Annotated in this window: 23 protein-coding genes; 16 read left to right on the top strand and 7 right to left on the bottom strand. The window is 71.1% G+C overall.

Features of this window, described 5'->3' with window-relative positions:
- The 4 genes from CKO43_RS11220 to CKO43_RS11235 form a co-directional block, all read right to left on the bottom strand.
- Positions 1–244: sugar phosphate nucleotidyltransferase (locus tag CKO43_RS11220; RefSeq protein ID WP_259375308.1), on the bottom strand; the 244-nt coding region annotated here is incomplete at its 3' end.
- Positions 241–1,257, bottom strand: coding sequence for a UDP-glucose 4-epimerase GalE (gene galE, locus CKO43_RS11225; RefSeq protein WP_200378691.1), 1,017 nt, complete (start codon positions 1,255–1,257; stop codon positions 241–243). The genes galE and CKO43_RS11220, both read right to left, overlap by 4 nt.
- Positions 1,258–1,266: 9 nt before the next feature.
- Complete coding sequence (locus tag CKO43_RS11230; protein WP_200227756.1) at positions 1,267–2,496, bottom strand: hypothetical protein; 1,230 nt, start codon at positions 2,494–2,496, stop codon at positions 1,267–1,269.
- A 16-nt stretch (positions 2,497–2,512) separates the two neighbouring features.
- Entirely contained in the window at positions 2,513–3,907 is a 1,395-nt protein-coding gene (locus CKO43_RS11235) for an undecaprenyl-phosphate glucose phosphotransferase (protein WP_242477882.1), read from the bottom strand.
- A gap of 154 nt (positions 3,908–4,061) precedes the next feature.
- Between CKO43_RS11235 and CKO43_RS11240 the strand changes: the two genes are divergently transcribed.
- The 5 genes from CKO43_RS11240 (at position 4,062) to aspS (ending at position 9,093) form a co-directional block, all read left to right on the top strand.
- Positions 4,062–4,574: a hypothetical protein gene (locus CKO43_RS11240; protein WP_200227754.1), complete on the top strand. Its 513-nt coding sequence runs from the start codon at positions 4,062–4,064 to the stop codon at positions 4,572–4,574.
- A 22-nt stretch (positions 4,575–4,596) separates the two neighbouring features.
- On the top strand, positions 4,597–6,153 hold the full coding sequence (gene ubiB / locus CKO43_RS11245; protein ID WP_200227752.1) for a ubiquinone biosynthesis regulatory protein kinase UbiB: 1,557 nt from the start codon (positions 4,597–4,599) through the stop codon (positions 6,151–6,153).
- A gap of 52 nt (positions 6,154–6,205) precedes the next feature.
- Positions 6,206–6,541, top strand: a complete 336-nt coding sequence (locus CKO43_RS11250; RefSeq protein WP_200378692.1) for an FmdB family zinc ribbon protein — start codon at positions 6,206–6,208, stop codon at positions 6,539–6,541.
- A 23-nt stretch (positions 6,542–6,564) separates the two neighbouring features.
- The gene (locus tag CKO43_RS11255; protein ID WP_200227748.1) at positions 6,565–7,203 is read left to right on the top strand and encodes a DUF502 domain-containing protein; all 639 of its coding nucleotides are present in this window, start codon (positions 6,565–6,567) and stop codon (positions 7,201–7,203) included.
- 102 nt (positions 7,204–7,305) lie between these two features.
- Entirely contained in the window at positions 7,306–9,093 is a 1,788-nt protein-coding gene (aspS, locus tag CKO43_RS11260) for an aspartate--tRNA ligase (protein ID WP_200227746.1), read from the top strand.
- Between the two features lie 61 nt (positions 9,094–9,154).
- Here aspS and CKO43_RS11265 read toward each other — a convergent pair whose 3' ends face one another.
- A complete protein-coding gene (locus tag CKO43_RS11265; protein ID WP_200227744.1) occupies positions 9,155–10,450 on the bottom strand; it encodes an esterase-like activity of phytase family protein in 1,296 nt (431 codons plus the stop codon).
- A 180-nt stretch (positions 10,451–10,630) separates the two neighbouring features.
- Here CKO43_RS11265 and CKO43_RS11270 point away from each other — a divergent pair, with 180 nt between their 5' ends.
- The 9 genes from CKO43_RS11270 to CKO43_RS11310 all read left to right on the top strand — a co-directional run bounded on the left by CKO43_RS11270 (position 10,631) and on the right by CKO43_RS11310 (position 20,568).
- Positions 10,631–11,752 carry a 3-deoxy-7-phosphoheptulonate synthase gene (locus CKO43_RS11270; protein ID WP_200227742.1) on the top strand — a complete coding sequence of 374 codons (1,122 nt, stop codon included), beginning with the start codon at positions 10,631–10,633 and terminating at the stop codon, positions 11,750–11,752.
- On the top strand, positions 11,749–12,198 hold the full coding sequence (nudB, locus tag CKO43_RS11275; protein ID WP_200378693.1) for a dihydroneopterin triphosphate diphosphatase: 450 nt from the start codon (positions 11,749–11,751) through the stop codon (positions 12,196–12,198). Before CKO43_RS11270 ends, nudB begins: the two co-directional genes overlap by 4 nt.
- Entirely contained in the window at positions 12,195–13,004 is an 810-nt protein-coding gene (locus CKO43_RS11280) for an endonuclease/exonuclease/phosphatase family protein (RefSeq protein WP_200227738.1), read from the top strand. The genes nudB and CKO43_RS11280 overlap by 4 nt, the downstream gene beginning before the upstream one ends.
- The gene (gene clsB / locus CKO43_RS11285) at positions 13,004–14,281 is read left to right on the top strand and encodes a cardiolipin synthase ClsB (RefSeq protein ID WP_200227736.1); all 1,278 of its coding nucleotides are present in this window, start codon (positions 13,004–13,006) and stop codon (positions 14,279–14,281) included. The genes CKO43_RS11280 and clsB overlap by 1 nt, the downstream gene beginning before the upstream one ends.
- 119 nt (positions 14,282–14,400) lie before the next feature.
- Entirely contained in the window at positions 14,401–16,002 is a 1,602-nt protein-coding gene (locus CKO43_RS11290) for an ABC transporter substrate-binding protein (RefSeq protein ID WP_200378694.1), read from the top strand.
- Between the two features lie 150 nt (positions 16,003–16,152).
- Positions 16,153–17,163, top strand: coding sequence for an ABC transporter permease subunit (locus tag CKO43_RS11295; protein WP_200378695.1), 1,011 nt, complete (start codon positions 16,153–16,155; stop codon positions 17,161–17,163).
- Positions 17,156–18,073, top strand: coding sequence for an ABC transporter permease subunit (locus CKO43_RS11300; RefSeq protein WP_200378696.1), 918 nt, complete (start codon positions 17,156–17,158; stop codon positions 18,071–18,073). The genes CKO43_RS11295 and CKO43_RS11300 overlap by 8 nt, the downstream gene beginning before the upstream one ends.
- Before the next feature lie 415 nt (positions 18,074–18,488).
- A complete protein-coding gene (locus tag CKO43_RS11305) occupies positions 18,489–19,460 on the top strand; it encodes an ABC transporter ATP-binding protein (RefSeq protein WP_200378697.1) in 972 nt (323 codons plus the stop codon).
- Positions 19,461–19,599: 139 nt separating this feature from the next.
- On the top strand, positions 19,600–20,568 hold the full coding sequence (locus CKO43_RS11310) for a dipeptide ABC transporter ATP-binding protein (protein WP_200378698.1): 969 nt from the start codon (positions 19,600–19,602) through the stop codon (positions 20,566–20,568).
- A gap of 1 nt (position 20,569) precedes the next feature.
- Here the strand turns inward: CKO43_RS11310 and CKO43_RS11315 are convergent, their stop codons facing one another.
- Entirely contained in the window at positions 20,570–20,956 is a 387-nt protein-coding gene (locus tag CKO43_RS11315) for a DUF805 domain-containing protein (protein WP_200227727.1), read from the bottom strand.
- A 93-nt stretch (positions 20,957–21,049) separates the two neighbouring features.
- On the opposite strand from CKO43_RS11315, the gene CKO43_RS11320 reads away from it, so the two are divergent.
- Positions 21,050–22,063: a ligase-associated DNA damage response exonuclease gene (locus CKO43_RS11320; protein WP_200378699.1), complete on the top strand. Its 1,014-nt coding sequence runs from the start codon at positions 21,050–21,052 to the stop codon at positions 22,061–22,063.
- Position 22,064: 1 nt separating this feature from the next.
- On the opposite strand, the gene CKO43_RS11325 is transcribed toward CKO43_RS11320, so the two are convergent.
- Positions 22,065–24,746, bottom strand: a complete 2,682-nt coding sequence (locus tag CKO43_RS11325) for a bifunctional acetate--CoA ligase family protein/GNAT family N-acetyltransferase (protein ID WP_200378700.1) — start codon at positions 24,744–24,746, stop codon at positions 22,065–22,067.
- 59 nt (positions 24,747–24,805) lie between these two features.
- Between CKO43_RS11325 and CKO43_RS11330 the strand changes: the two genes are divergently transcribed.
- Positions 24,806–25,252, top strand: a complete 447-nt coding sequence (locus CKO43_RS11330) for a universal stress protein (protein WP_200378701.1) — start codon at positions 24,806–24,808, stop codon at positions 25,250–25,252.
- Positions 25,253–25,266 lie beyond the last annotated feature (14 nt).

The following is a 25,266-nucleotide window of genomic DNA, read 5'->3' on the forward strand; positions in this document are numbered from 1 at the left end:
CCGGGTCGACGCCGATCTCGCGCAGCTGGTCCAGCACCAGGAAGCGGTGCTCCTCGTTGCCGACGACCAGCGGCGCGGCGGTCGTGCCGCCGGCCAGCGCCTGCAAACGCTGCACCGCCTGCTGGAACAGGCTGCTGTTGCCCGACAGCACGAGGAACTGCTTCGGATAGGCGGCGCGCGACAGCGGCCACAGCCGCGTGCCCGAGCCCCCGGCCATGACGACCGGCTGGACGGCGATGCTCATGCTTCGAAACCCCCGGGGTTGTGTTGCTGCCAGCGCCAGCTGTCGGTGCACATGCGGTCCAGGTCGTGGCGCGCGCGCCAGCCGAGCAGCTCGTGTGCACGCGACGGGTCCGCATAACAGGCGGCGACGTCGCCGGCCCGGCGCGGCATGACGCGGTAGGGCAGGTCGCGGCCGCTGGCGCGCGCGAAGGCGGCGACGACCTCGAGCACCGAGTAGCCGCGGCCGGTGCCGAGGTTGACGGTCAGCGAGCCCGGCTGGTCGAGCAGGTGGCGCAGTGCGGCGACGTGGCCTTCGGCGAGGTCCATCACGTGGATGTAGTCGCGCACGCCGGTGCCGTCGGGTGTCGGGTAGTCGTCGCCGAAGACCTGCAGGAACTCGCGTCGGCCGACCGCGACCTGGGTGACGTAGGGCATCAGGTTGTTCGGGATGCCGCGCGGGTCCTCGCCGATGAGGCCGCTCTCGTGTGCGCCGACCGGGTTGAAGTAGCGCAGGCAGGCGGTCTGCCAGCCGGCGTCGGCGGCGCCCAGGTCGCGCAGGATCTGCTCGCTGATCAGCTTGGTCTGGCCATAGGGGTTGGTCGCGGTGAGGCGTGCGTCTTCCCGGATCGGCAGCGACTCCGGGTCGCCGTAGACGGTGGCGCTGGAGCTGAAGACGAAACGCGAGACGCCGTGGCGGCGCATCGCCTGGCAGACGTTGAGCAGGCCGCCGATGTTGTTGGTGTAGTACTCCAGCGGTTTTTGCGTCGACTCGCCCACCGCCTTGAAGGCGGCGAAGTGCACTGCGGCGTCGATGCGGTGGCGCTGGAACAGCGACTGCATCGCCGCGGCGTCGCGCACGTCGGCACGTTCGAAGACCGGCTCGCGGCCGCTGATCGTGCGCAGGCGCTCGAGCACCCGGGGCGAGCTGTTGGAGAAGTCGTCGACGCCGACGACGTCGAAGCCGGCGCTTTGCAGCGCCAGCCAGGTGTGCGAGGCGATGTAGCCGGTCGCACCGGTGAGCAGGATGGAAGGCATACCGAGAGCTTATTGCAAGGTCAGGCGGGTCTGGCAGCTCGCGCTCTTGGCCGTCATGTCCTGCGACAGCACGCCGTCGCCGCGGCGGCGCTCGCGCGAGATCTCGCAGCCGACCAGCAGGGTTCGGGTGGGCGACCATGACAGGCCCAGCGTCGCCGCGTTGCCGCGCTCGGTATCACGGAGCGTGACGCCGGCATCGTTGGCGATGGTCGAGCGCCGCCACAGGGCGAGCCGGGCCGACAACGAGACCTTGCTGGTGGCCAGGTAGTTGACGCCGAGCCGCAGCGCATCGGTGATGCGGCTGTACTCGACGGTCCGCTCAGGCTCGAGCTCACTGTCGGCGAAGTACGCGTCCTGGCTCGGGTCGCGTGTCAGCCGGGTGTCGAACGCCAGCTTGGCCGTCGGTCGCCAGTCCCAGCTCAGCAGGCCGGTGACGCCGCGGAAGTCGCGCGCGTCGAGCAGCTCGTAGTCGATGTCGCCGTAGCTGAGCCGCGCCAGCAGCCGGCTGGCGGCCGAGGGCTGCAGCGTCGCCTCCAGGTCGAGGTCGCGGCGGTCGAAGCGTTCTTCGTCATAGCCGCCGTTGACGGGGTCGATGCGCGAGCGCGGATAACGGCCGCGCGCGTCGCGCAGCGTCAGCGCGAAGCTGCTGGCGGCCTGCGGGCGGTAGCGGATGCCCAACGACGCGTGGTCCTGGTTGAAGACGCGCGAGGCATAGGCGTCGGAGCTGTAGTCGATGCTGCGGTGGCCGGCGCCGGCTTCGAAGCTCCAGCGCGTGACGACACCCACGCGCACGGTCGCGTCGATGCGGCGCGTGCTCTCCTCGTTCTTCTCGGTGACCAGACCCAGCGTGTCGGTGTTGAACTGCGCCAGCCGCCGGGTGGCGCCCAGACGCAGGTTGCCGGAGACGCGCTCGACGGTGGCGAAGTCCAGCCCGGCGTTCAGTGCGTAGCTGCGGTTGTCGTAGACATCGTTCTCGGCGAAGCGGCTCTCGCGCAGCGTGACGTTGCCGAACACGCGCTGGCGCCCGATCGGCTGGTCGACGCCGCCGGTGAGCGCCAGCGAGCTGATCGTGTCGGACTTGCTGAGCCCACTCGGCGCGGCCTGGCCGTCGCCCAGCCGCAGCAGGTTGTCCTCGCGCGTCACCGAGGCGATGCCGCCGACGTAGTACGGGCTGGTCTGGGCCCATGCGGGGCTGCCGGCCAGGGTGGCGAGCAGGCAGGTCGTCAACCATCGGGCCATCGAGGGTTCTCCTGGCTCAGTAGGCATTGCGGTCGAAGAACACCAGCTTCACGGTGCGCGCGATGATCTGCAGATCCAGCCCGATCGACCAGTTGCGCAGGTACTCGAGGTCGTACTCGACGCGGGCCCGCATCTTCTCGACGGTGTCGGTCTCGCCGCGATGGCCGTTGACCTGCGCCCAGCCGGTGATGCCGGGCTTGACCTTGTGCCGCACCATGTAGGCCTTGATGATCTCGCGGTACTGCTCGTTGTGCGCCACCGCATGTGGGCGGGGTCCGACGATGCTCATGCGCCCCTGCAGCACGTTGACGAACTGCGGCAGCTCGTCCAGCGAGGTGCGGCGGATGAAGGCGCCGAAGGGCGTGATGCGCGGGTCGCCCTTGGTCGCCTGCTTGATGACCGCGCCGTTGTCCATCGAGCGCATCGAGCGGAACTTGTAGACCTCGATCTCCTCGCCGGCCAGGCCGTTGCGGCGCTGGCGGAAGATCACCGGCCCGGGCGAGCTGAGCTTCACGCCCAGCGCCAGCAGCAGCAGGATCGGGGAGATCAGCAGCAGGATGAGCGAGGCCAGCACGATGTCGCTGATGCGCTTGGCCACCATGTTGCTGCCGGTGAACGGGGTCTCGCAGATGCCGACGACCGGCACCCCGTTCATGTCCATCAGCCGGCCCTGGATGATGCTGATGCCGAAGACGTCGGGCACGTAGAACAGCGAGGCCGTCGTGCCCTGCAGCTGCTCGAGCAGCGCGACGATGCGCGGCTGCGAGCCCAGCGGCAGCGTGATGTAGACCTCGTCGACGCGGTGCTCGCGCACGTGGCGCGCGACGTCGGCCAGGCCGCCCAGGCGCTGTGCCGCCGCCTCGGCGTCTATGCGTTCGTCGATGCGGTCGTCGAAATACCCCAGGAACGAAAGGCCGATGTCGCCGCGCGCGCGGAACGCGGTCGAGACCTTGACGCCCAGCGGCCCGGCGCCGACGACGAGCGCATGGCGCCGGTTCTGCGGCCGGGCCGCGGCCTGGCGCAGCAGCTGGCGCCCGCCGTAGAAGGCCAGCCACTGCAGCGTCGGCGTCAGCAGCGCCCACCAGGCGATGACGGCCGGGTCGAAGAACGACAGGCTGCGCGTCGCGTAGCCGCACAGCGCGAGGATGGCCAGCAGGCTGAGCCACGAGGTCGAGATGTCGACCGCGGCGTTCAGCGGCCGGTCGCCGAAGCGGTTGCGCCCGGGGAAGGTGAGCGCGAACACCAGCAGGCACAGCGTCAGGTCGGCGCGCAGGATCGGCTCGTCGAACCAGCTCGCCGCCAGGACGTAGACGCCGACGGTGATCGTGGGCTCGATGAAGGCCGCGACCAGCGACGTCACGGACTGCGGAGCGCTGTAGAAAATGCGTTTGGTGCTGCGGTCTTCGAACATGGAGGGGCCGGAAGGCCTTGCCGTCTAAAAGTGGCGGAGGCGACGGGCAGCAACGTCCCGACCGGCATCTTTTACCCGGGCCAGGCCTTGGAACGCGTCGCAAGCTGCAACCGCGCAAGATCGATGCCCGGTGGCGGCTGCCTACAATGCGGCAATGCTGCAAACCCTCAACAGCTTGCTCGCGCCAGCCGTGCTCGAACGGCTGACGCTGGTCATCAACCACGTGCTCTCCGGCGAGCCGGTGGCCACCGAGCGGCTCAAGCCGCACGCCGGCCGCACGCTGGAGCTCGCCGCGAGCGCCTGGCCCTCGCTGCTGCCGCCGCCGCCGGTGCTGGCCTTCCGCATCACCCCGGCCGGGCTGCTCGAATGGTGCGGCCTGGACCGCCCGGCCGCCTGCGACCTGGCGCTGCGTGTCGACGCCGCCAACCCGGCGCTGCTGCTGGCGCGTTCGCTCGGCGGCGAACTGCCGCCGGTGGCGATAGACGGCGACGCCCAGCTCGCCGGCGACGTCAACTGGCTGCTGCAGAACCTGCGCTGGGACGTCGCCGCCGACCTGGAGCGTTTCTTCGGCCCGGTCGTCGCGCAGCAACTGCATCGCCTGGGTTCGGCGCTCGCGCACGCGCTGCGCAGCGCCGTGCAGGGCCTGGGCCGCGCGCGTCCGCGCTGAACTTCAGTCTCCCGGACCCACGATGCGGCGAGTCGCCCGCCTGATCTTCATCGTCTTCACCGTCCTGCGCTTCGGCCTGGACGAAGTCGCGATGTCGGCCTTCCGCCAGCCCTGGGTGCGGGTGCTGGTGCGCCTGGTCACGGTCGGCCGGCGCCTGGACGCGCCGCGCGGCGTGCGCCTGCGCCGCGCCTTCGAGCGCCTGGGGCCGATCTTCGTCAAGTTCGGCCAGGTGCTGTCCACGCGCCGCGACCTGCTGCCGCTGGACATCGCCGACGAACTGGCGCGGCTGCAGGACCGCGTGCCGCCGTTCCCGCCGGCGGTCGCACGTGCGCTCGTGGAACGCGCCTTCGGCCGCTCGATCGACCAGATCTTCAGCCACTTCGAGACCGACCCGGTCGCCAGCGCGTCGATCGCGCAGGTGCACTTCGCGACGCTCAAGGACGGGCGCGAGGTCGCGGTCAAGGTGCTGCGCCCGGGCATGCTCGACGTCATCGACGACGACCTGACGCTGCTGCACACGCTGGCGCGCTGGGTCGAGCGCCTGTCTGCCGACGGCAAGCGGCTGCGCCCGCGCGAGGTCGTCGCCGAGTTCGACATCTACCTGCACGACGAACTCGACCTGGTGCGCGAAGCCAGCAACGCGGCCCAGCTGCGGCGCAACATGGACGGGCTCGAGCTGCTGCTGGTGCCCGAGATGATCTGGGACTACTGCACGTCCTCGGTCATCGTGATGGAGCGCATGTACGGCGTGCAGATCAGCCAGGTCGAGCGCCTGCGCGAAGCCGGTGTCGACTTCAAGAAGCTGGCGCGCGACGGCGTCACGATCTTCTTCACCCAGGTCTTCCGCGACGGCTTCTTCCACGCCGACATGCACCCGGGCAACATCCAGGTGAGCCTGGCGCCCGAGACCTTCGGCCGCTACATCGCGCTGGACTTCGGGATCATCGGCACGCTGACCGAGACCGACAAGGAATACCTCGCTTACAACTTCCTGGCTTTCTTCCGCCGGGATTACAAGCGAGTGGCCGAGTTACACGTGGAAAGTGGCTGGGTGCCGGCGAATACGCGGGTCGACGCGCTGGAAGGGGCGATCCGTGCGGTTTGCGAGCCGCATTTCGACCGGCCGCTGAAGGATCTGTCGCTGGGGCAGGTGCTGATGCGGCTGTTCCAGGCTTCGCGCCGCTTCAATGTCGAGATCCAGCCGCAGCTGGTGCTGCTGCAGAAAACGCTGCTGAACATCGAGGGCCTGGGGCGCCAGCTCGACCCCGAGCTCGACCTGTGGACCACCGCCAAGCCCTTCCTCGAGCGCTGGATGAACGAGCAGATCGGCTGGCGCGGCCTGCTCGACCGGCTGCAGCACGAAGCGCCGCACTACGCGCAGATCATCCCCGAGCTGCCGCGGCTGGTGCATGCGGCGCTGCAGCGGCGCCCGGACCCGGGGCCCTCGGCGGCGCTGCTGGCGCTGCTGACCGAGCAGCGGCGCACGAACCGGCTGTTGCAGGCGCTGATCTGGGCCGCGATCGGCTTCATCGGCGGCCTGCTCGTCACCCGCGTCATGCTGCACGCCGCCGGCGTCTGAGCCGCCGGCTCGAACGACTAGAATTTACGCTTTTCAAATCAAGGGTTTAGCCATGCCGATCTATGCGTACCGCTGCGCTGCCTGCGGGCACGCCCGGGACGTGCTGCAGAAGATCTCCGATCCGCGCCTGACGGTCTGTCCGGTCTGCGGTGCCGAGGCCTTCGAGAAACAGGTCACCGCCGCCGGATTCCAGCTCAAGGGTTCGGGCTGGTACGTCACCGATTTCCGCGGTGGCGACAGCGGCAAGAGCGCCGCCGCCAAGACCGACACGGCCAAGAGCGAAGACGTCAAGACCGAAACGCCCGCCCCGAAGGCGGACAAACCCGCCGAGGCCGCGCCTGCCGCAGCCGCGCCGGCGTCGACCCCGACGCCGGGCAGCAGCACCTGAGGCGCGCAAGCCGAAAGCCACCCGTGAAAAAGTACTTCGTTGCCGGGCTGCTGGTCTGGCTGCCGCTGGCCGTCACGATCTGGGTCCTGTCCTGGTTGCTGGGCGTGCTCGACGGCGTCTTCGCCAGCCTGCTGTCGGCGACCCAGTTCGTCCTGCCGCAGTCCACGCACCAGACCGTCGAATACCTGCGCGGCGTGCCCGGGCTGGGCGTGGCGGTGGTGCTGCTCGTGCTGCTGCTGTCGGGCGTGTTCGCCGCCAACTTCGTCGGCCAGTGGTGGCTGCGGCAGTGGGACGCGCTGATGGCGCGCATCCCCATCGTCAAGTCGATCTACAGCTCGGTCAAGCAGGTCTCGGACACGCTGTTCTCGTCCAGCGGCAACGCCTTCCGCGAGGCGGTGCTGGTGCAGTACCCGCGCCAGGGTTCGTGGACCATCGCCTTCGTCACCGGCAAACCCGGCGGCGAGGTCGCACACTACCTGCCGGGCGACTACGTCAGCGTCTACGTGCCGACGACGCCGAACCCGACCTCGGGCTTCTTCCTGATGATGCCGCGCTCGGACGTGCACGTGCTCACGATGAGCGTGGACGAGGCGCTGAAGTACGTGATCTCGATGGGCGTCGTCGCCCCGCCGGGTGCCGAGCCGCCCGCGTTGCGAAATTGACGGGGCCGGCCCCCACGGCACGCGGCCGGTCCTGAGGCTCGAACGAGCCCGCCTCCAAGCCACCTGAATACAGACATCCCCCCGAATACCTGGAGTGATCCGATGAGAACGACGTACTGCGGCCTGGTCAGCGAGAAGCTGATGGACCAGACCGTGACCCTGATGGGTTGGGCCCACCGCCGCCGCGACCACGGCGGCGTGATCTTCATCGACCTGCGCGACCGCGAAGGCCTGGTGCAGATCGTCTGCGACCCCGACCGCGCCGAGATGTTCAAGGCCGCCGAAGCCGTGCGCAACGAGTTCTGCCTGAAGATCGTCGGCAAGGTGCGCGCGCGTCCGGCCGGCACCGAGAACACCAACCTCACCAGCGGCAAGATCGAGGTCCTGGCCTACGAGCTGGAAGTGCTGAACCCCAGCGTCACGCCGCCGTTCCAGCTCGACGACGACAACCTGTCGGAGACGGTGCGCCTGACGCACCGCGTGCTCGACCTGCGCCGGCCGATGATGCAGAAGAACCTGATGCTGCGTTACCGCGTGGCGATGGAGGTGCGCAAGTACCTCGACGACCAGGGCTTCGTCGACATCGAGACGCCGATGCTGACCAAGAGCACGCCCGAAGGCGCACGCGACTACCTCGTGCCCAGCCGCGTGCACGACGGCATGTTCTTCGCGCTGCCGCAGTCGCCCCAGCTCTTCAAGCAGTTGCTGATGGTCGCGGGCTTCGACCGCTACTACCAGATCACCAAGTGCTTCCGCGACGAGGACCTGCGCGCCGACCGCCAGCCCGAGTTCACGCAGATCGACATCGAGACCTCGTTCCTGGACGAGGCCGAGATCCGCGCGATCACCGAAGGCATGGTGCGCACCGTCTTCCGCAAGGCGCTGGGTGTCGAGCTGCCGGTGTACGGCCAGCTGACCTACGCCGAGGCGATGCACAAGTACGGCTCGGACAAGCCCGACCTGCGCGTCAAGCTCGAGTTCACCGAACTCACCGACGTGATGAAGACGGTCGACTTCAAGGTCTTCGCCGGCCCGGCGACGATGAAGGGCGGCCGCGTCGCGGCGCTGCGCGTGCCCGGCGGCGGCGAGATGAGCCGCGGCGAGATCGACGCCTACACCGAGTTCGTCAAGATCTACGGCGCCAAGGGCCTGGCGTGGATCAAGGTCAACGACGCCGCCAAGGGCCGTGAAGGCCTGCAGAGCCCGGTCGTGAAGAACCTGCACGACGCCGCGCTGGCCGAGATCATCGCCCGCACCGGCGCCTGCAACGGCGACCTGATCTTCTTCGGCGCCGACAAGGCCAAGGTGGTCAACGACGCGCTGGGCGCTTTGCGCGTGAAGATCGGCCACAGCGAGTTTGGCCGCAACCACGGCCTGTTCGAGGACAAGTGGGCGCCGCTGTGGGTCGTCGACTTCCCGATGTTCGAGCACGACGACGAAGCTGGCCGCTGGAACGCGGTGCACCACCCGTTCACCGCGCCCAAGGACGGGCACGAGGACCTGATGGACACCGACCCCGGTGCCTGCATCGCCAAGGCCTACGACATGGTGCTCAACGGCTGGGAGCTCGGCGGCGGCTCGGTGCGTATCCACCGCGCAGAGGTGCAGAGCAAGGTCTTCAAGGCGCTGAACATCAACGCCGAGGACGCGCAGGTGAAGTTCGGCTTCCTGCTCGACGCGCTGCAGTACGGCGCGCCGCCGCACGGTGGCCTGGCCTTCGGCCTGGACCGGCTGATCACGCTGATGGCCAAGGCCGAGTCGATCCGCGACGTCATCGCCTTCCCGAAGACGCAGCGCGCCCAGTGCCTGCTGACCGGCGCGCCGAGCAACGTCGACGAAGCCCAGCTGCGCGAGCTGCACATCCGGCTGCGCAACCCCGGCCAGGCCTGAAGCGCCGGCATGAACGAAAAGGCGGCCCCTCGGGGCCGCCTTTTTTCGTTGCCGCGGTGTCTCAGCGCGTGCCGTCGCAGCGCACGCAGACCTTCAGCCCCTCGGGCAGCCGGATGCGGATGAACTCGGTGTCGTCCGAGGCCAGCGCGCGCCCGCCGCCATAGGGGAAGTTGTTGTCGTTGATGACCAGCAGCGTGCGCGCGTCCAGCGGCAGCACGTCCTCGATCGTCGTGTACGGCAGCGAGAAGGTGCTGCTGCCGTCGCTGTTCAGGTCGTCGGGGTCGGCGATCGCCATCAGGTCGACGAGTTCGGTCTTCTTCACCGTGCCGCCGGCTTGCACACCCTCGATGTCGATCAGGTAGAGCTTCTTGAACGGCGTGCCGCTGGTGGCCGTCGAGCCGTTGCGTTCGATGACGATGAAGCGGTGCTCGTCGACCGCGGTCATGTCGCCGATGGCAGTGCCGTCGGGCGCCAGCGGGTAGACGTAGCGCACGCCGGTGTAGGCGCGCGTGGCGAGGTCGAACTCGTTGATGCGCAGCGTCTTGTCGGCGTCGCCGGCGACGGTCTTCTCGAGCAGCGCGTAGAGCTTCTTGCCGTCGCGCGACAGCGCCATGCCCTCGAAGCCGCCCGAGCTGCCGAGGTTGGCGCTGGCGCTGCCGGCCAGCACCTCGGGGTTCTGCGGCGAGCGCACGCCCGGCAGCGGGATCGGCGCGCCCAGCAGCCGGCCGCTGGCGTCGGTCTCGAGCAGGAAGGGGCCGAACTCGTCGCCGAACCAGTAGTGGCCGTCGGCCGTGCGGCGCACCGACTCGATGTCGAAGTCGGCGCCGGTCAGCAGCCGGTTCGTGCGGATCGAGGCATCGACCGCGGGGTTGGTTTCGACGCCGTAGTAGTGCGTCAGGTCGGCCTGGATCGTCCAGCCGATGTGGTGGTCCGGGTCGGACAGGCCGATGTGGGTGGCGGTGTCGAAGCTGCGGCGCACCCGGCCGGTGCTCCAGTCGGCCGGATGCACGATGCCGCGGCCGCCGAACCTGGTGCGCCACTCGGGCAGCACGGTGTAGATGCGCAGCAGCGCGTCGGCGGAGTTGTTCTGGGCGCCGAAGCCGTTGTCGGGCATGACGCGGAAGCTGCCCGGCACCGGCCCCGGCAGCACGGCCGAGAAGCCCTGCACCGGCTGGCCGGCGAACGGCGGCAGGTTCGTGCCGTAGGGGTTGGGCGACGCGAACTGGCCCGACGTCGGGCCGTCGGCGAAGGTCGCGGCCGGCAGCAGCGCCCAGCCGGTGAGCGTCTGTGCCTGGGCGGCGGGGGCGAGGGCGGCGGCGAGCGCGGTGACGGCCGCGGCAATCAGGGACTTGTGCATCGTTCCTCCGATAGGGTGGCCCCGCCGACGACGGGATGCCGCGCGCATGCTCGTGGCCGCCGATGACCGGCCGGTGTCCGCGGCGTGAACGCCGCCGGGCTACGGGGGGGCGCTGGCTATACTGCTTCGCCCTCCGGTGGGCGGTCCAGCCGCCTGCCGCGGTTCAACAGAGCGCCGCCCATGACACCCCCGAAGACCCCCGCCGGCCACGACCACGAAGCCGGGCGCCGCGACGACGCGACCCAGGACAGCACCCGCACCGACGACACCCGCATCGCCGCGGTGCGCGCCCTGGTCTCGCCGGCGGTGCTGCTGGACGAACTGCCGGCCACCGACCCGGTGCAGACCGTCGTCGACTCCGCGCGCCGTGCGATCGGCGCGGTGCTGCGCGGCCACGACGACCGCCTCGTCGCCGTCGTGGGCCCGTGCTCCATCCACGACTTCGACGCCGCGATCGAATACGCGCGGCGCTTGAAGACCCTGGCCGACGAGCTCTCGGGCGAGCTCGTCACCGTGATGCGCGTCTACTTCGAGAAGCCGCGCACGACGGTGGGCTGGAAGGGTTTCATCAACGACCCGCGCCTGGACGACAGCTTCCGCATCAACGAAGGCCTGCGCCGCGCGCGCGAGCTGCTGCTCGAGGTCAGTACCATCGGCCTGCCGGCGGCGACCGAGTTCCTGGACCTGTTGTCGCCGCAGTACCTGGCCGACCTGATCGCCTGGGGCGCGATCGGCGCGCGCACGACCGAGAGCCAGAGCCACCGCCAGCTCGCCAGCGGCCTGTCCTGCCCGGTCGGCTTCAAGAACGGCACCGACGGCGGCGTGCAGGTCGCCGCCGACGCGCTGATGGCCGCGGCCGCGCCGCACAGCTTCATGGGCATGACCAAGATGGGCGTGGCCGCGATCTTCGAGACCCGCGGCAACCCCGACGGCCACGTCATCCTGCGCGGCGGCAAGGTGCCCAACTACGACGCCGACGCCGTGCAGGCCGCCTGCGCCGTGCTGCGCCGCGCCGGGCTGCGCGAGCAGGTGATGATCGACTGCTCGCACGCCAACTCGGCCAAGCAGCCGCGGCGCCAGATCGAGGTTGCCGCCGACGTCGGCCGCCAGATCGCCGGCGGCGACGCCCGCATCGTCGGCGTCATGGTCGAAAGCCATCTGCACGAGGGGCGCCAGGACCAGAAGCCGGGCACGCCGCTCGCCCACGGTGTCTCCATCACCGACGCCTGCCTGGGATGGAACGACACCGAGCCGTTGTTGCGCGGCCTCGCCGAGGCCGTGCGCGCGCGCCGCGCGCGATGACGCGGCCCTACAAGATCCCGGTTTCGGTGCTGGTGGTCATCCACCGGCTCGACGGCCAGGTGCTGCTGATCGAGCGCACCCGGCCCGCCGGTTTCTGGCAGAGCGTCACCGGCGCGATCGACTACGACGACGAGCCGCTGGAGGCGGCGGCGCGGCGCGAGGTCGCCGAGGAGACCGGCATCACCGGCGGCGAGCTCGTCGACTGGAAGCTGTCCAACGTCTACGAGCTCTACCCGATGTGGCAGCACCGCTACGCGCCCGGTGTCACGCGCAACACCGAGCACGTCTTCGGGCTGACGGTGCCGGCCGACACGGCGGTGACGCTGTGCCCGCGCGAACACGGCGCCTGGTGCTGGCTGCCCTGGCGCGAGGCCGCAGACCGCTGCTTCTCGCCCAGCAATGCCGAGGCCATACTGCAACTGCCCCGCTTCGTGAACTTCGTGTGAACCGGCTGAACCCGCTGCAGTCCACCCAGATGCCCCCGGCCACCGGCCTGGAGGCCCTGCGCGTCGCGACCTACAACATCCACAAAGGTGTTCGCGGCGTCGGCCGCAGCAAGCGGCTGGAGATCCACAACCTGGGCCTGGCGGTCGAGTCCTTCGACGCCGACATGGTCTTCCTGCAGGAAGTGCGGCTGTTCAACACGCGCGAGTCGCGCCACTTCCAGCGCACCTCGTTCGGCTGGCCCGAGCAGGGCCAGGCCGAGTTCCTCGCGCCCGAGGGCTACGACGTCGCCTACCGCACGAACGCGGTCACGCGCCACGGCGAACACGGCAACGCGCTGCTGTCGCGCTGGCCGATCGGCGACATCGGCCACCACGACGTCAGCGACCACCGCTTCGAGCAGCGCGGGCTGCTGCACGTGCCGGTGCGCTGGCAGGGGCTGACGGTGCATGCCGTCGTCGCCCACCTCGGCCTGGTGCATTCGAGCCGGGTGCGCCAGGTCGCGCGCCTGGCGGCCTTCATCGAGGCCACCGTGCCGGCGGGCGAGATGCTGATCGTCGCCGGCGACTTCAACGACTGGAACGAACGCCTGGATCCGCCGATGGCGGCGATCGGCCTGCAGCGAGCGGTCGCACCGCGCGCGACACGGCTGCAGCGCCTGACCTTCCCGTCGCTGGCGCCGGTGTTCGCGCTCGACCGCTTCTACCTGCGCGGCCTGCGCTGCGTCTCGACGATGGTGCCGCGCGGCATGGCCTGGGCGCGCATGTCGGACCACCTGCCTCTGGTCGCGGAACTGGAGCCGGACTGATGCCGGTGCCGCTGGACGACCCCTCGGCCTGGGCCTGGTCGGGGGTGCCCCGGCCCCGTTTCGTCGGCGGCAATGACGTGCGCCTGCTGCAGGGCGGCGACGAACTCTTCCCGAGCATGCGCGCGGCCATCGCCGCGGCGCAGACCGAGGTCTGGCTCGCGACCTACATCTTCCACACCGACGAGGCCTCGCGCGAGATCGCCGAGGCGCTGGCCGCGGCCGCGCACCGCGGTGTCGCGGTGCACGTCGTCGTCGACGGCTTCGGCTCGCTGCAGACCATGGCCACGCTGCGCCAGTGGCTCAGGCCGGCTGGCGTGCGGCTGGAGGTGTTCCGGCCGCTGGACCGCTGGTGGGCCTGGCTGCAGCCGGGGCAGTTGCGGCGGCTGCACCAGAAGCTGTGCGTCGTCGACGAGGCGCTGGCCTACGTCGGCGGCATCAACGTCATCGACGACCGCCACGACCTGCACCACGGCTGGAGCGACGCGCCGCGGCTGGACTACGCCGTCGAGCTGCACGGCCCGATCGCGCAGCAGGTGCGCGACACCGCGCGTGCGATGTGGGCCCGCGCCCACCTCGGCCACTTCTGGGGCGAGGAGCTGCGTTCGCTGGCGCGCAGCGCGGCGCCGGTCGAGCAGACGGTGCAGCTGCTGCGCCAGCTGCGCGCGCGGCCGCAGCCGCCGGTGGGCGAGGAGTCGTTGGCGCCGGTGCGCACCGCCTTCGTCGTGCGCGACAACATCCGCCAGCGGCGCGCCATCGAGCGCAGCTACGTCGAGGCGATCCGCGGCGCGCAGCAGCGCGTCTACATCGCCGTGCCCTACTTCTACCCGGGCCAGACCTTCCGCCGCGCGCTGCGCCACGCCGCCGGCCGCGGCGTGCAGGTGCGGCTGCTGCTGCAGGGCAAGATCGACTACCGCATCGCCGCGCTCGCCGCGCGTGCGCTCTACGACGAGCTGCGCGCCCACGGCGTGCAGATCTACGAGTACACGCCGGCCTTCCTGCACGCCAAGGTGGCGGTCGTCGACGACGACTGGGCGACGGTGGGCAGCTCCAACATCGACCCGCTGTCGCTGCTGCTGAACCTGGAGGCCAACGTCGTCGTGCGTGACCCGCTGTTCGCACGCGCGCTGGCCGACCGCTTCGACACCGCCGTCGAGGCCTCGCGCGAGGTGCGCAGCCAGCCGGCCGCACGCGGCTGGCGCAGCTGGCTGCACCGGGGTTTCGTCGCCTGGTGTGCCAGCGCCTACCTGCGGCTGGCGGGCATCGGCGGGCGCTACTAGGTGGCGCCTGTCGCGGCGGCGGTACGGCCGGCGCGATGGGCGTGCACGAACGGGGGCGTCGCGGTCGCGGCGCGCCGCCGAGTGATTAGCATCGCCCGCACTACACAGGAGGACTTGCGATGACCCGATACCCGTGCGTCCGTCTCGCCACCGTCGCCGCCGCGCTGTTCGCGCTCGCCGCCGCGGCCCAGGCCAAGACCCTGGTCTACTGTTCCGAAGGCTCGCCGGAGAATTTCACGCCGGCGCTCAACACCACCGGCACCAGCTTCGACGCCGCGCGCCCGGTGTACGACAAGCTGACCCACTTCGTGCGCGGCAGCACCGAGGTCCAGCCCGGCCTGGCCGAGAGCTGGACGGTGTCGCCCGACGGCCGGGTCTTCACCTTCAAGCTGCGCAAGGGCGTGAAGTTCCACTCGGGCGTCAACGGCTTCAAGCCGACGCGCGAGTTCAACGCCGACGACGTGCTGTTCTCGTTCGAGCGCCAGTGGAAGGCCGAGCACCCCTACGCCAAGGTCTCGGGCGGCAAGTACGACTACTTCGCCGACATGGGCCTGGCGCAGGACCTGGAGGCGCTGGAGAAGCTCGACCCGTACACGGTGCGGCTGACGCTCAAGCGCGCCAACGTGACGATGATCGCCAACCTGGCGATGGACTTCGCCGCGATCCACTCGGCCGAGTACGCCGACTTCCTGGCCAAGTCCAACCGCAAGGAGCAGTTCGACCAGGTGCCGGTGGGCACCGGGCCTTTCAGCTTCGTCGCCTACCAGAAGGACGCCGTGATCCGCTACAAGGCGAATCCGGCCTACTGGGGCGCCGAGAAGGCGCTGGTCGACGGCCTGGTCTACGCGATCACGCCCGACCCGACGGCGCGCTACAGCAAGCTGAAGGCCGGTGAGTGCCACTTCGTCGTCGCGCCGCGGCCGGCCGACCTGCCCGAGATGCAGAAGGACCCGAAGCTGCAGGTCATCAGCAAGCCGGGCCTGAACGTCGCCTACTGGGCCTTCAACAACCAGAAGCCGCCGTTCGACAAGAAGGACGTGCGCCTGGCCTTCAACCTGGCGATCGACAAGGCCACGATCATCCGCGACGTCTACCTCGGCGCCGGCACCGCGGCCAAGAACCTGATCCCGCCGACGATGTGGGCCTACGACGACAAGATCAAGCCGATCCCCTACGACCCGGCCAAGGCCAGGGAACTGCTGGCCAAGGCGGGCGTGAAGACGCCGCTGGAGATCGACCTCTGGTACATGCCGGTGCAGCGCCCCTACAACCCGAACTCCAAGCGCATCGCCGAGATGATGCAGGCCGACCTGGCCAAGATCGGCGTCAACGCCAAGCTCGTCACCTTCGAGTGGGGCGAGTACAGGAAGCGCATGCAGCAGGGCGAGCACATGACCGGCATGCTGGGCTGGAACGGCGACAACGGCGACCCCGACAACTTCTTCTTCCTGCACGGCTGCGACGCCGCGCGCGCCGGCGGGCAGAACCTGTCGAAGTGGTGCAACAAGGCCTTCGACGAACGCATGGAGAAGGCGCGCACGATCGCCGACCAGAAGGCGCGCCTGAAGCTCTACCAGGAGATGCAGGCCATCGAGGCCGCCGAGGTGCCCGACATGAAGATCGCGCACTCGGTGGTCTACGAGGTGATGCGCAAGGAAGTGACGGGCTACAAGCAGAGCCCGTTCTTCTCCCATGAGTTCACCGGCGTGGGCCTGAAGTGATGCTGCTTGCCTGAGCCACGAGGCTCCCTCTCCCGCAACGCGGGAGAGGGCGGGGGGTGAGGGCTGCGGTCCTGCCGCCACCCTCACCCCGACCCTCTCCCGCCAGCGGGAGAGGGAGCAACAGGCCTCTCCCCGCGACTTCATTCCCCCATGTTCCGCTTCCTGCTGCGCCGCCTGGCGCTGACGCTGCCGACCTTTGTCGCGCTGATGTTCGTGACCTTCGTCGCGATCCGTCTGGTGCCGGGCGATCCGGTCGAGGTGCGTGTCGGCGAGCGCGGCATCAGCCCCGAGCGGCTGGCGATGTTCCGCCACGAGCTGGGCCTGGACCAGCCGGTCTGGAAGCAGTTCCTCGACTACTGCGGCCAGCTGCTGCACGGCGACTTCGGCACCTCGCTGGCGACCAACCAGAAGGTGCTCGCCGAGTTCGCGGCGCTGTTCCCGGCGACGCTGGAACTGGCCGCCGCCGGCATGGTGCTGGCGGTGCTGCTGGGCATCCCGGCCGGGACGATCGCCGCGGCGCGCCGCGGCAGCGTCTACGACCAGGTGCTGATGGGCCTGTCGGTCACCGGCTACTCGATGCCGATCTTCTGGTGGGGCCTGCTGCTGATCATGTTCGTCGCCGAGCGCTGGGGCCTGACCCCGGTGTCCGGCCGCATCGACCTGATCCAGTTCTATTTCGAGCCGGTGACCGGCTTCATGGTCATCGACGCCTGGCTCTCGGGGCAGGCGGGCGCGGTGAAGGACGCGCTGCACCACCTGGTGCTGCCGGCCATCGTGCTGGGCACGATCCCGCTGGCGGTGATCGCGCGCATGACACGCTCGGCGATGCTCGAGGTGCTGGGCGAGGACTACGTGCGCACCGCACGCGCCAAGGGCCTGCCGCCGTGGCGCGTCGTCGGCCTGCACGCGCTGCGCAACGCGATGATCCCGGTGGTGACGATCATCGGCCTGCAGGTCGGCACGCTGATGGCCGGCGCGGTGCTGACCGAGACCATCTTCTCCTGGCCCGGCGTCGGCAAGTGGCTGATCGAGTCGATCTCGCGCCGCGACTACCCGGCGCTGCAGGGCGGGGTGATGCTGATCTCGTCCATCGTCATCGGCGTCAACCTGCTCGTCGATCTGGCCTACGGGCTGCTGAATCCGAGGATCCGGCATGGCTGAGGCAGCAGCCGACGCGCGCGCGGCCGGCGCCGCCGAACTCTCGCCGCTGCGCGCCTTCTGGGCCGCGTTCCGCGAGAACCGCGGCGCCGTCGCCGGCCTCGCCGTCGTCGCCTTCGTCGTGCTGCTGGCGCTGCTGGCCGACGTCATCGCGCCCTATTCGCCGACGGAACAGTTCCGCGACGCGGTGCGCGCCGCGCCGGTGTGGGCCGACGGCGGCAGCTCGCGTTTCGTGTTCGGCACCGACAGCCTGGGCCGCGACATGCTGTCGCGCCTGATCCACGGCGCGCGCGTGTCGCTGTTCATCGGCGTCGCGGTGATGGGCGTGTCCTTCGTCGTCGGCGTGCTGCTGGGGCTGGCCTGCGTGTCCTTCCGCGGCGCGCTCGGCACCGCCATCGACACCGCGGTGACGCGGCTGATGGACCTGATCATGGCCGTGCCCAGCCTGGTGCTGGCGATCCTGGTCGTCGCGGTTCTCGGGCCCAACCTGGTCAATACCATCGTCGCGGTGACCATCGTCTACCTGCCGCGTTACGTGCGCCTGGTGCGTGCCTCGGCGCTGGCCGAGCTCGGCCGGGACTACGTCGTCGCCGCGCGCGTGGCCGGCGTCGGCCCGCTGCGGCTGATGTTCGTGACCGTGCTGCCCAACTGCCTGTCGCCGCTGATCGTGCAGGCGGCGCTCGGCATCAGCGACGCCATCCTCGAAGCCGCCGCGCTCGGTTTCCTCGGCCTGGGCGCGCAGCCGCCGACGGCCGAGTGGGGCACGATGCTGGCCGACGCCCGCGAGTTCATCCGCTCCGACCCCTGGCTGGTGACGCTGCCGGGGCTGGCGATCCTGGTCACCGTGGTCTCGATCAACCTGATGGGCGACGGGCTGCGCGACGCGCTCGACCCGAAGATGAGGCGGTCGTGATGGGCGGCGCCGTTAGTTTCGTGGAACACGCGTGCGAGCGACTGGCGCAGGCGCGGCGGGCGGCGGCCGCCGGGGGTTCCTCCTCGGCGGTCGGCCCTGCGGGCCGACTGCGCTGCGCTGCTCGGCTTCGCGGTCGCGCGGCCCAACTCGCTGCGCTCACTGCGTTCGCTCCGCTCAAACAGTCGGCCGCGAGTCAGATCACGATGCGCGCTGACGCGCGCCGACCGCGAAGCCTGCGCTGCTCGCCGCCGACAGTCACCCCCGACGGCCGCCGCCCGCCGCGCCCGACATCGTCCAGGTATGCCACCAGGAGGCATGCCGACCGCCGAGGAGGAATCCCCGGCGGCTGCCGCACGCTCCGCCCGCCGCTGCCGCCGCCTACGCGGTGGTCCGCGTTCTTCGATTGGTCCGCCGCATGAGCCTGCTCGACATCCGCAACCTGCGCGTCAGCTTCGCGACGCGCCACGGCGCCTTCACCGCGGTCGACGGCATCGACCTCGTCGTCGAGCGCGACGAGGTGCTGGCCATCGTCGGCGAATCGGGCTCGGGCAAGTCGGTGGCGATGCTGGCCATCATGGGCCTGCTGCCGTGGACGGCCAGCGTCAGCGCCGAGCGCATGGACTTCGACGGCCAGGACCTGCGCACGCTGTCGGCGCGTCAGCGCCGCGCGCTCGTCGGCCGCGACGTCGCGATGGTGTTCCAGGAGCCGATGTCTTCGCTCAACCCCTGCTTCAGCGTCGGCTGGCAGATCGGCGAGGCGCTGGCCATCCACCTCGGGCTGGACCGTGCCGCGCGGCACCGGCGGGTCGTCGAACTGCTCGAACTGGTCGGCATCCCCGACGCCGCACGCCGCGCCCAGGCGTTCCCGCACCAGCTCTCGGGCGGCATGTGCCAGCGCGTGATGATCGCGATGGCCCTGGCCTGCAAGCCGCGGCTCATGATCGCCGACGAGCCGACGACGGCGCTGGACGTGACGATCCAGGCCCAGATCCTGGACCTGCTGCTGGGCCTGCAGCGCGAGACCGGCATGGCGCTGGTGCTGATCACGCACGACCTGGGCGTCGTCGCCGAGACCGCCGACCGCGTCGTCGTGCAGTACGCCGGGCGCCAGGTCGAGACCGCGGCGGTGGACGCGCTGTTCGCCGACCCGCACCACCCCTACACCGCCGCGCTGCTGGCGGCGCTGCCCGAACGCGCCGCGGCCGGGGCGCGGCTGGCGGCGATCCCCGGCCTGGTGCCGGGGCAGTTCGACCGGCCGGGCGGCTGCCTGTTCGCACCGCGCTGCGCCTTCGTCCAGCCGCGCTGCGCGACGCCGCCCGCGCCCGCCGACGCGGCGCTCGGGCGTGCGCTGTGCCACTTCCCGCTGGTGCACGGGAGGCCGACATGAGCCCTCAGGACTTGTCCGGGGCTCATTCCCGCCTGGCGGGACCGGCCGCCAGGCCGGAGGGTGCTCCAGTGAGCCCTCAGGACTTGTCCGGGGCTCATTCCCGCTCGGCGGGACCGGCCGCAGGCCGAAGGGTGCCCCTGTGAGTGCCGTACTCGTCGCCGAGGACCTGCAGCGCCGCTACGAGCTGCGCCGCGGGCTGTTTGCCCGGCCGGCGTTGGTGCACGCGCTCGCCGGCGTGTCTTTCGAGGTCGAGGCCGGGCGCACGCTGGCGGTGGTCGGCGAATCCGGCTGCGGAAAGAGCACGCTGGCGCGAGTGCTGACGATGATCGAGCCGCCCTCGGGCGGCCGGCTGCTGCTCGACGGCCAGGACGTTGCCGCTGCCGACGCCGCGCGCCGGCGCGCGCTGCGGCGTGCGGTGCAGATCGTGTTCCAGAACCCCTACGGCTCGCTCAACCCGCGCCAGACCGTCGGCGCCGCGCTGATGGAGCCGCTGCAGGTCAACGGCGAAGGCGACGCCGGTGCGCGCGAGGCGGCGGCGCGCGAGATGCTGCGCCGCGTCGGCCTGCGCGACGAACACTTCGGCCGCTGGCCGCACATGTTCAGCGGCGGCCAGCGCCAGCGCATCGCGATTGCGCGCGCGCTGATGCTGCGCCCGCGTGTGCTCGTGCTCGACGAGCCGGTGTCGGCGCTCGACGTCTCGGTGCGCGCCCAGGTGCTCAACCTGCTGGCCGACCTGCAGGCCGAACTCGGTGTCGCCTACGTGTTCGTGTCGCACGACCTGGGCGTGGTGCGCCACATGGCCGACGAGGTGCTGGTGATGTACCTCGGCCGCGCGGTCGAGCAGGGTGCGCGCGAGGCGCTGTTCGAGGCGCCGCAGCACCCGTACACGCAGGCACTGCTGTCGGCGACGCCCACCGTGGACCCGGCGGCGCGGCGCCAGCGCATCGTGCTCGCCGGCGAGATGCCGTCGCCGCTGGCGCCGCCTTCGGGCTGCGCCTTCCACACCCGCTGCCCGATCGCCGAGCCGCAATGCCGCAGCGAGCGGCCGCTGCTCGCGCCGGTGGCAGGGCGCCAGGTCGCCTGCTGGCTGCGCCAGCAGGGGCGCTGAATCAGCTTGCCGGCGGCGGGCCGAAACGGTTGGGGCCGCCCGTGCCGCGTTTGAAGCCGTTGTCCAGCAGCATCCAGATCTGGCCGATCACCGGGATCAGGCCGATCGCGACCCACCAGGCCGAACGGTCGCGGTCGTGCCAGCGTTTGGCCGAGACCGCGATGCCCGGCCAGACCAGCAGCGCATTCAGCATGGCGTCGCGGTGTTCGGCATCGACGCGCGCGATGTCCAGCAGCGCACGCCCCATCAGCCCCAGGCCGCCGAGCGCGACGATGCCGTACAGCCAGAAGCCGCGGCGCGAGAGGCGGCCGCGGGGGTCGAGGAACACACGCAGCGGGTTGCTGCTGTCGTCGTCGTCCAGCAGACGAAGTTCACGGGTGCCGGTCATGGCTGCATTGTCATCGGGCCGGGCCCTGCCTCCGGCGCTGCGGGCGCCGGCGCAACACCGCCACACCACGCTCGCGGGGGAATGTTGCACACGATGAGCGATGACCTGATCGTGCGCCGCCCCGAGGGCCTGTACTGCCCGCCGGGCGACTTCCACGTCGACCCCTGGCGCCCGGTGGCACGCGCGGTGATCACGCACGCCCACGCCGACCACGCGCGCCGCGGCCACGGCGCCTATCTGGCGCAGGCCGACGGCGCCGGCGTGCTGCGCGCGCGCCTGGGCGACATCAATCTGCAGACGCTGGCCTGGGGCGAGGCGCTGGAGATCAACGGCGTGCGCGTCAGCCTGCATCCGGCCGGCCACGTGCTCGGTTCGGCCCAGGTGCGGCTGGAACACGGCGGCCAGGTCTGGGTGGTCTCGGGCGACTACTACGCCAGCGGCGTCGACGGCGAGCGCAACACGATCGGCCCGGCTTTCGAGCCGCAGCGCTGCCACTGCTTCATCACCGAGAGCACCTTCGGCCTGCCGATCTACCGCTGGCGGCCGCAGGCCGAGGTCTTCGCCGCGATCGACGCCTGGTGGGCGGCCAACGCCGCCGCCGGCCGCCCCAGCCTGCTGCTGGGCTACAGCTTCGGCAAGGCGCAGCGCCTGCTGGCCGGGGTCGACGCCTCGATCGGGCCTATCGTCACCCACGCCAGCGTCGAGTCGGTGAACGAGGCCTACCGCGCCGCCGGCGTCGTGCTGCCGGCGACACGCTCGCTGGACGAGCTTGCCAAGGCGGACCTGGCGCGTGCACTCGTCGTCGCGCCGCCGGCCGTCGTCGGCAGCGCCTGGACGCGGCGCCTGGGCGACTACGGCGACGCCTTCGCCAGCGGCTGGATGCAGCTGCGCGGCACGCGCCGGCGCTACGGCGTCGACCGCGGTTTCGTGCTCAGCGACCACGCCGACTGGCCCGGGCTGCAGCGTGCGATCGCCGCCACCGGCGCGTCGCGCGTCATCGTCACCCACGGCTACGAGGCGGTGATGGTGCGCTGGCTGTGCCAGCAGGGGCTGGACGCCGGCAGCTTCGAGACCGACTACGGCGCCCAGGACGACGCGGCCGACTGACTCAGAGCGCGAGCACGATGCGGCGCGTGCCGGGTTCGGTCTGCTCGACCTCGTAGTCGAAACCCAGGCGCCCGGCGAGGTCGAGCATGCGCCGGTTCTCGGTCAGCACCGTCGCCACCAGGCGGCGTGTGCCGCGCGCACGCAGGTAGTCGATCAGCTTGCGCATCAGGCGCTCGCCCAGGCGTGCGCCCTTCAGGTCCGAGCGCACGACGATGCCGAACTCGGCCTCGACGTTGTCGGGGTCGCAGAGCGCGCGCACCACGCCGAGTGTTTCCTCGCCGCTGCCGTCGCTCTTGGGCGCGGTCGCGAGAAAGGCCATCTCGCGTTCGTAGTCGATCTGCGTCAGCCGCGCCAGCTCGCTGTGTTCGATGCTGCGGCGGCTGTAGAAGACGCGCATGCGGATGTCGGCCGGGTCCAGCCGGGCCAGGAACTCGAGGTGCTGCACCTCGTCCTCGGGGCGGATCGGCCGCAGCGTCAGCCAGCGGTCCTGCCAGGCGACGGTTTCGCTCAGGTCGGCGGGGTAGGGGCGGATCGCGAAGCGCGCGCTGCCGCCGGGCGCCTGGCGGTCGACGCGGATGCGGGCGTCGAGCGCGACGACGCCGTGGGCGTCGGCCAGCAGCGGGTTCAGGTCGAGTTCGACGATGCGCGGCTCGTCGGCCAGCAGCTGCGAGACGCGCACCAGCACGTCGCAGACGGCGTCGACGTCGGCTGGCGGCACGTCGCGCCAGCCGGCCAGCAGCTGGGCGACGCGGGTGCGTTCGACCAGCGCACGCGCCAGCGGCCGGTTCAGCGGCGGCAGCGCGACCGCGCGGTCGGCCACGACCTCGACCTCGGTGCCACCGCTGCCGAACAGGATCACCGGGCCGAACAGCGGGTCCAGCGTCGCGCCGACGATCAGCTCCAGCGCGCGCGGGCGCCGCACCATGGTCTGCACCGAGAAGCCGCTGACCGCCAGCCCCGGCAGGCGCTCGTGCACGCGGCGCAGCATCGCGCCGGCGGCGTCGCGCACCGAGGCGGCGTCGTCCAGGTCGAGCACGACGGCGCCGGCGTCGCTCTTGTGCTGCAGTTCGGCGGCGATGATCTTCAGCGCCACCGGGAACCCGAGCGCCTGCGCGGCGGCGACCGCGGCCTCGGGTTCGGCGGCGACGGCGCGGGTCGCGACCACCGGCACGCCGACCGCGGCGAGCACCGCCTTGGCCTCGGGCTCGGTCAGCCACTCGCGGCCTTCGGCAAGCGCGGCTTCGATCGGCGCGTGCACCTGGGTCGCGTGCCACAAGGGCTCGGCCGGCGCCGCCGGCGGCGTCTGCAGCAGCAGCTCCTGGTTGCGGCGGTAGGTCTGCAGCATCGAGAAAGCGCGCACCGCTTCCTCGGGCGTGTCGTAGGTCGGCAGCCCGGCGGCGCGGCTCGCCGCCCGCGCCTCGCGCACCGCGTCGCCGCCGAGCCAGCAGGTCATGGGCTGCAGCGGCGAGCGCTGCAGCAGCGGCACGACGGCGCGGGCGACATCGGCCGAAGGCACGATCGCCGTCGGTGCGTGGATGAACAGCAGCGTGCCCGGCGAGGCATCGGTGTGCAGCGCCTCGATCGCGGCGACATAACGTGCGACCGGCGCGTCGCCGACGATGTCCACCGGGTTCGCGTGCGACCAGCCCGCCGGCAGCACCCGGGTCAGGGCGGCCAGCACCGCGGCGCTGGGTTCGGCGAGCGCGAGTTCGGCCGCCTGCACCGCGTCGGCCGCCAGCACGCCGGCGCCGCCGCCGTTGGTCAGCACCGTCAGGCGCTCGTGCGGCCCGGCGCCGACGGCGCGTGCCGGGCCGCGGTGGTGCGACAGCATCTCGGCGGCGGTGAACAGCTCCTGCAGCGTGCCCACACGCAGCATGCCGGCGCGGCGGATCGCGGCGTCGAAGACCAGATCGGAACTCGCCAGCGCCCCGGTGTGCGAAGCCGCTGCGCGCTGCCCGGCGGGGGTGCGGCCGGCCTTGACGATCAGCACCGGCTTGTTGCGCGCCGCCGCACGCGCCGCCGACATGAACTTGCGCGCCGACTCCACCGCCTCGACGTAGAGCAGGATCGCGCGCGTGTGCGGGTCGCTGGCGAGGTAGTCGATCATGTCGCCGAAGTCGACGTCGAGCCGGTCGCCGATCGACGCGAACAGCGAGAAGCCGACGCCGCGGGCCGCCGCCCAGTCCAGCATCGCGGTGACGAGCGCCCCCGACTGCGACACGAAGGCGAGCGAGCCCGGCGCCGCGGCGACATGGGCGAAGCTGGCGTTGAGCTTGAGCCGCGGGTTCAAAAGTCCCAGGCAGTTCGGGCCCAGCACACGCAGCAGATGCGGGCGTGCGGCGTCCTGGAGCGCCCGGCGCTGGCGCGCGTCGAGCGTGGCGCTCATGACGATGGCGGCGCGGGTGCCGCGCGCGCCCAGCTCGGCCACCAGCGGCGCGACGGTGGCCGGCGGCGTGCAGATCACCGCCAGCTCGGGCGCTTCGGGCAGCTGCGAGGCACGGGCATAGACCTTGTGCGTGCCGAGCGTGGGGCGGCGCGGATTGACCGGCCAGACCGGCCCGTCGAAGCCGCCGCCGGCGAGGTTGGCCCAGACGGTGGCGCCGACGCTGCCGGGGCGGTCGGACGCGCCGAACACCGCCACCGAGCGGGGTTCGAACAACGAATCCAGATGGCGGGTGCTCATGCGGCCAGTCTAGGGTTAACCTAGTCGCCGTAGTTGACGCACAACCCGAAAGTCCGGTGATGAAGATCCTGCTGCCCGTGGACGGCACCCCCAGTTCGCTGCACGCCGTGCAGCACGCGTTGCGCCTGCGCCGGGAAGGGCTGGACGCGAACTTCGTGCTCGCCAACGTCCAGACCCCGCCCTCGCTGTACGAAGTCGTCACCGCGCACGACCCGGCGGTGCTGGACGACATGCGCCGCGCCGCCGGCGCCGACCTGCTGGCGCCGGCCGAAGCCCTGCTCGAGGGCGCCGGTGCGGCCTGGGAGAGCGAGGTCGCTGGCGGCGACCCTGGTCACGTGCTCGTCGACCTGGTCGAGACCTATGGCTGCGACGCCGTCGTCATGGGCGCCCAGGAAGAAGGCGAGGGCATAGGCCCGGTCGCGATGGCGCTGCTCGAACACTGCCCGGTGCCGGTGACCGTGGTGCGGGCACCGGCGGCAGCCGAACCCGCCGACGAACAAGCCTGAGGCCCGCGGCGCCG

Origin of the sequence: Rubrivivax gelatinosus (assembly GCF_016583785.1) — a bacterium.
In the GTDB taxonomy this organism is placed as follows: Bacteria; Pseudomonadota; Gammaproteobacteria; order Burkholderiales; family Burkholderiaceae_C; genus Rubrivivax; species Rubrivivax gelatinosus_B.

What these genes read in the sequence shown, in the direction of transcription:
- ubiB (WP_200227752.1), top strand. Translation starts at nt 4,597, where the DNA reads ATGCGGCGAGTCGCCCGCCTGATCTTCATCGTCTTCACCGTCCTGCGC.
- CKO43_RS11235 (WP_242477882.1), bottom strand. Translation starts at nt 3,907, where the DNA reads ATGTTCGAAGACCGCAGCACCAAACGCATTTTCTACAGCGCTCCGCAG.
- CKO43_RS11265 (WP_200227744.1), bottom strand. Translation starts at nt 10,450, where the DNA reads ATGCACAAGTCCCTGATTGCCGCGGCCGTCACCGCGCTCGCCGCCGCC.
- CKO43_RS11330 (WP_200378701.1), top strand. Translation starts at nt 24,806, where the DNA reads ATGAAGATCCTGCTGCCCGTGGACGGCACCCCCAGTTCGCTGCACGCC.
- CKO43_RS11295 (WP_200378695.1), top strand. Translation starts at nt 16,153, where the DNA reads ATGTTCCGCTTCCTGCTGCGCCGCCTGGCGCTGACGCTGCCGACCTTT.
- CKO43_RS11315 (WP_200227727.1), bottom strand. Translation starts at nt 20,956, where the DNA reads ATGACCGGCACCCGTGAACTTCGTCTGCTGGACGACGACGACAGCAGC.
- aspS (WP_200227746.1), top strand. Translation starts at nt 7,306, where the DNA reads ATGAGAACGACGTACTGCGGCCTGGTCAGCGAGAAGCTGATGGACCAG.
- nudB (WP_200378693.1), top strand. Translation starts at nt 11,749, where the DNA reads ATGACGCGGCCCTACAAGATCCCGGTTTCGGTGCTGGTGGTCATCCAC.
- CKO43_RS11230 (WP_200227756.1), bottom strand. Translation starts at nt 2,496, where the DNA reads ATGGCCCGATGGTTGACGACCTGCCTGCTCGCCACCCTGGCCGGCAGC.
- CKO43_RS11250 (WP_200378692.1), top strand. Translation starts at nt 6,206, where the DNA reads ATGCCGATCTATGCGTACCGCTGCGCTGCCTGCGGGCACGCCCGGGAC.
- galE (WP_200378691.1), bottom strand. Translation starts at nt 1,257, where the DNA reads ATGCCTTCCATCCTGCTCACCGGTGCGACCGGCTACATCGCCTCGCAC.
- CKO43_RS11290 (WP_200378694.1), top strand. Translation starts at nt 14,401, where the DNA reads ATGACCCGATACCCGTGCGTCCGTCTCGCCACCGTCGCCGCCGCGCTG.
- CKO43_RS11270 (WP_200227742.1), top strand. Translation starts at nt 10,631, where the DNA reads ATGACACCCCCGAAGACCCCCGCCGGCCACGACCACGAAGCCGGGCGC.
- CKO43_RS11300 (WP_200378696.1), top strand. Translation starts at nt 17,156, where the DNA reads ATGGCTGAGGCAGCAGCCGACGCGCGCGCGGCCGGCGCCGCCGAACTC.
- CKO43_RS11325 (WP_200378700.1), bottom strand. Translation starts at nt 24,746, where the DNA reads ATGAGCACCCGCCATCTGGATTCGTTGTTCGAACCCCGCTCGGTGGCG.
- CKO43_RS11305 (WP_200378697.1), top strand. Translation starts at nt 18,489, where the DNA reads ATGAGCCTGCTCGACATCCGCAACCTGCGCGTCAGCTTCGCGACGCGC.
- clsB (WP_200227736.1), top strand. Translation starts at nt 13,004, where the DNA reads ATGCCGGTGCCGCTGGACGACCCCTCGGCCTGGGCCTGGTCGGGGGTG.
- CKO43_RS11240 (WP_200227754.1), top strand. Translation starts at nt 4,062, where the DNA reads ATGCTGCAAACCCTCAACAGCTTGCTCGCGCCAGCCGTGCTCGAACGG.
- CKO43_RS11320 (WP_200378699.1), top strand. Translation starts at nt 21,050, where the DNA reads ATGAGCGATGACCTGATCGTGCGCCGCCCCGAGGGCCTGTACTGCCCG.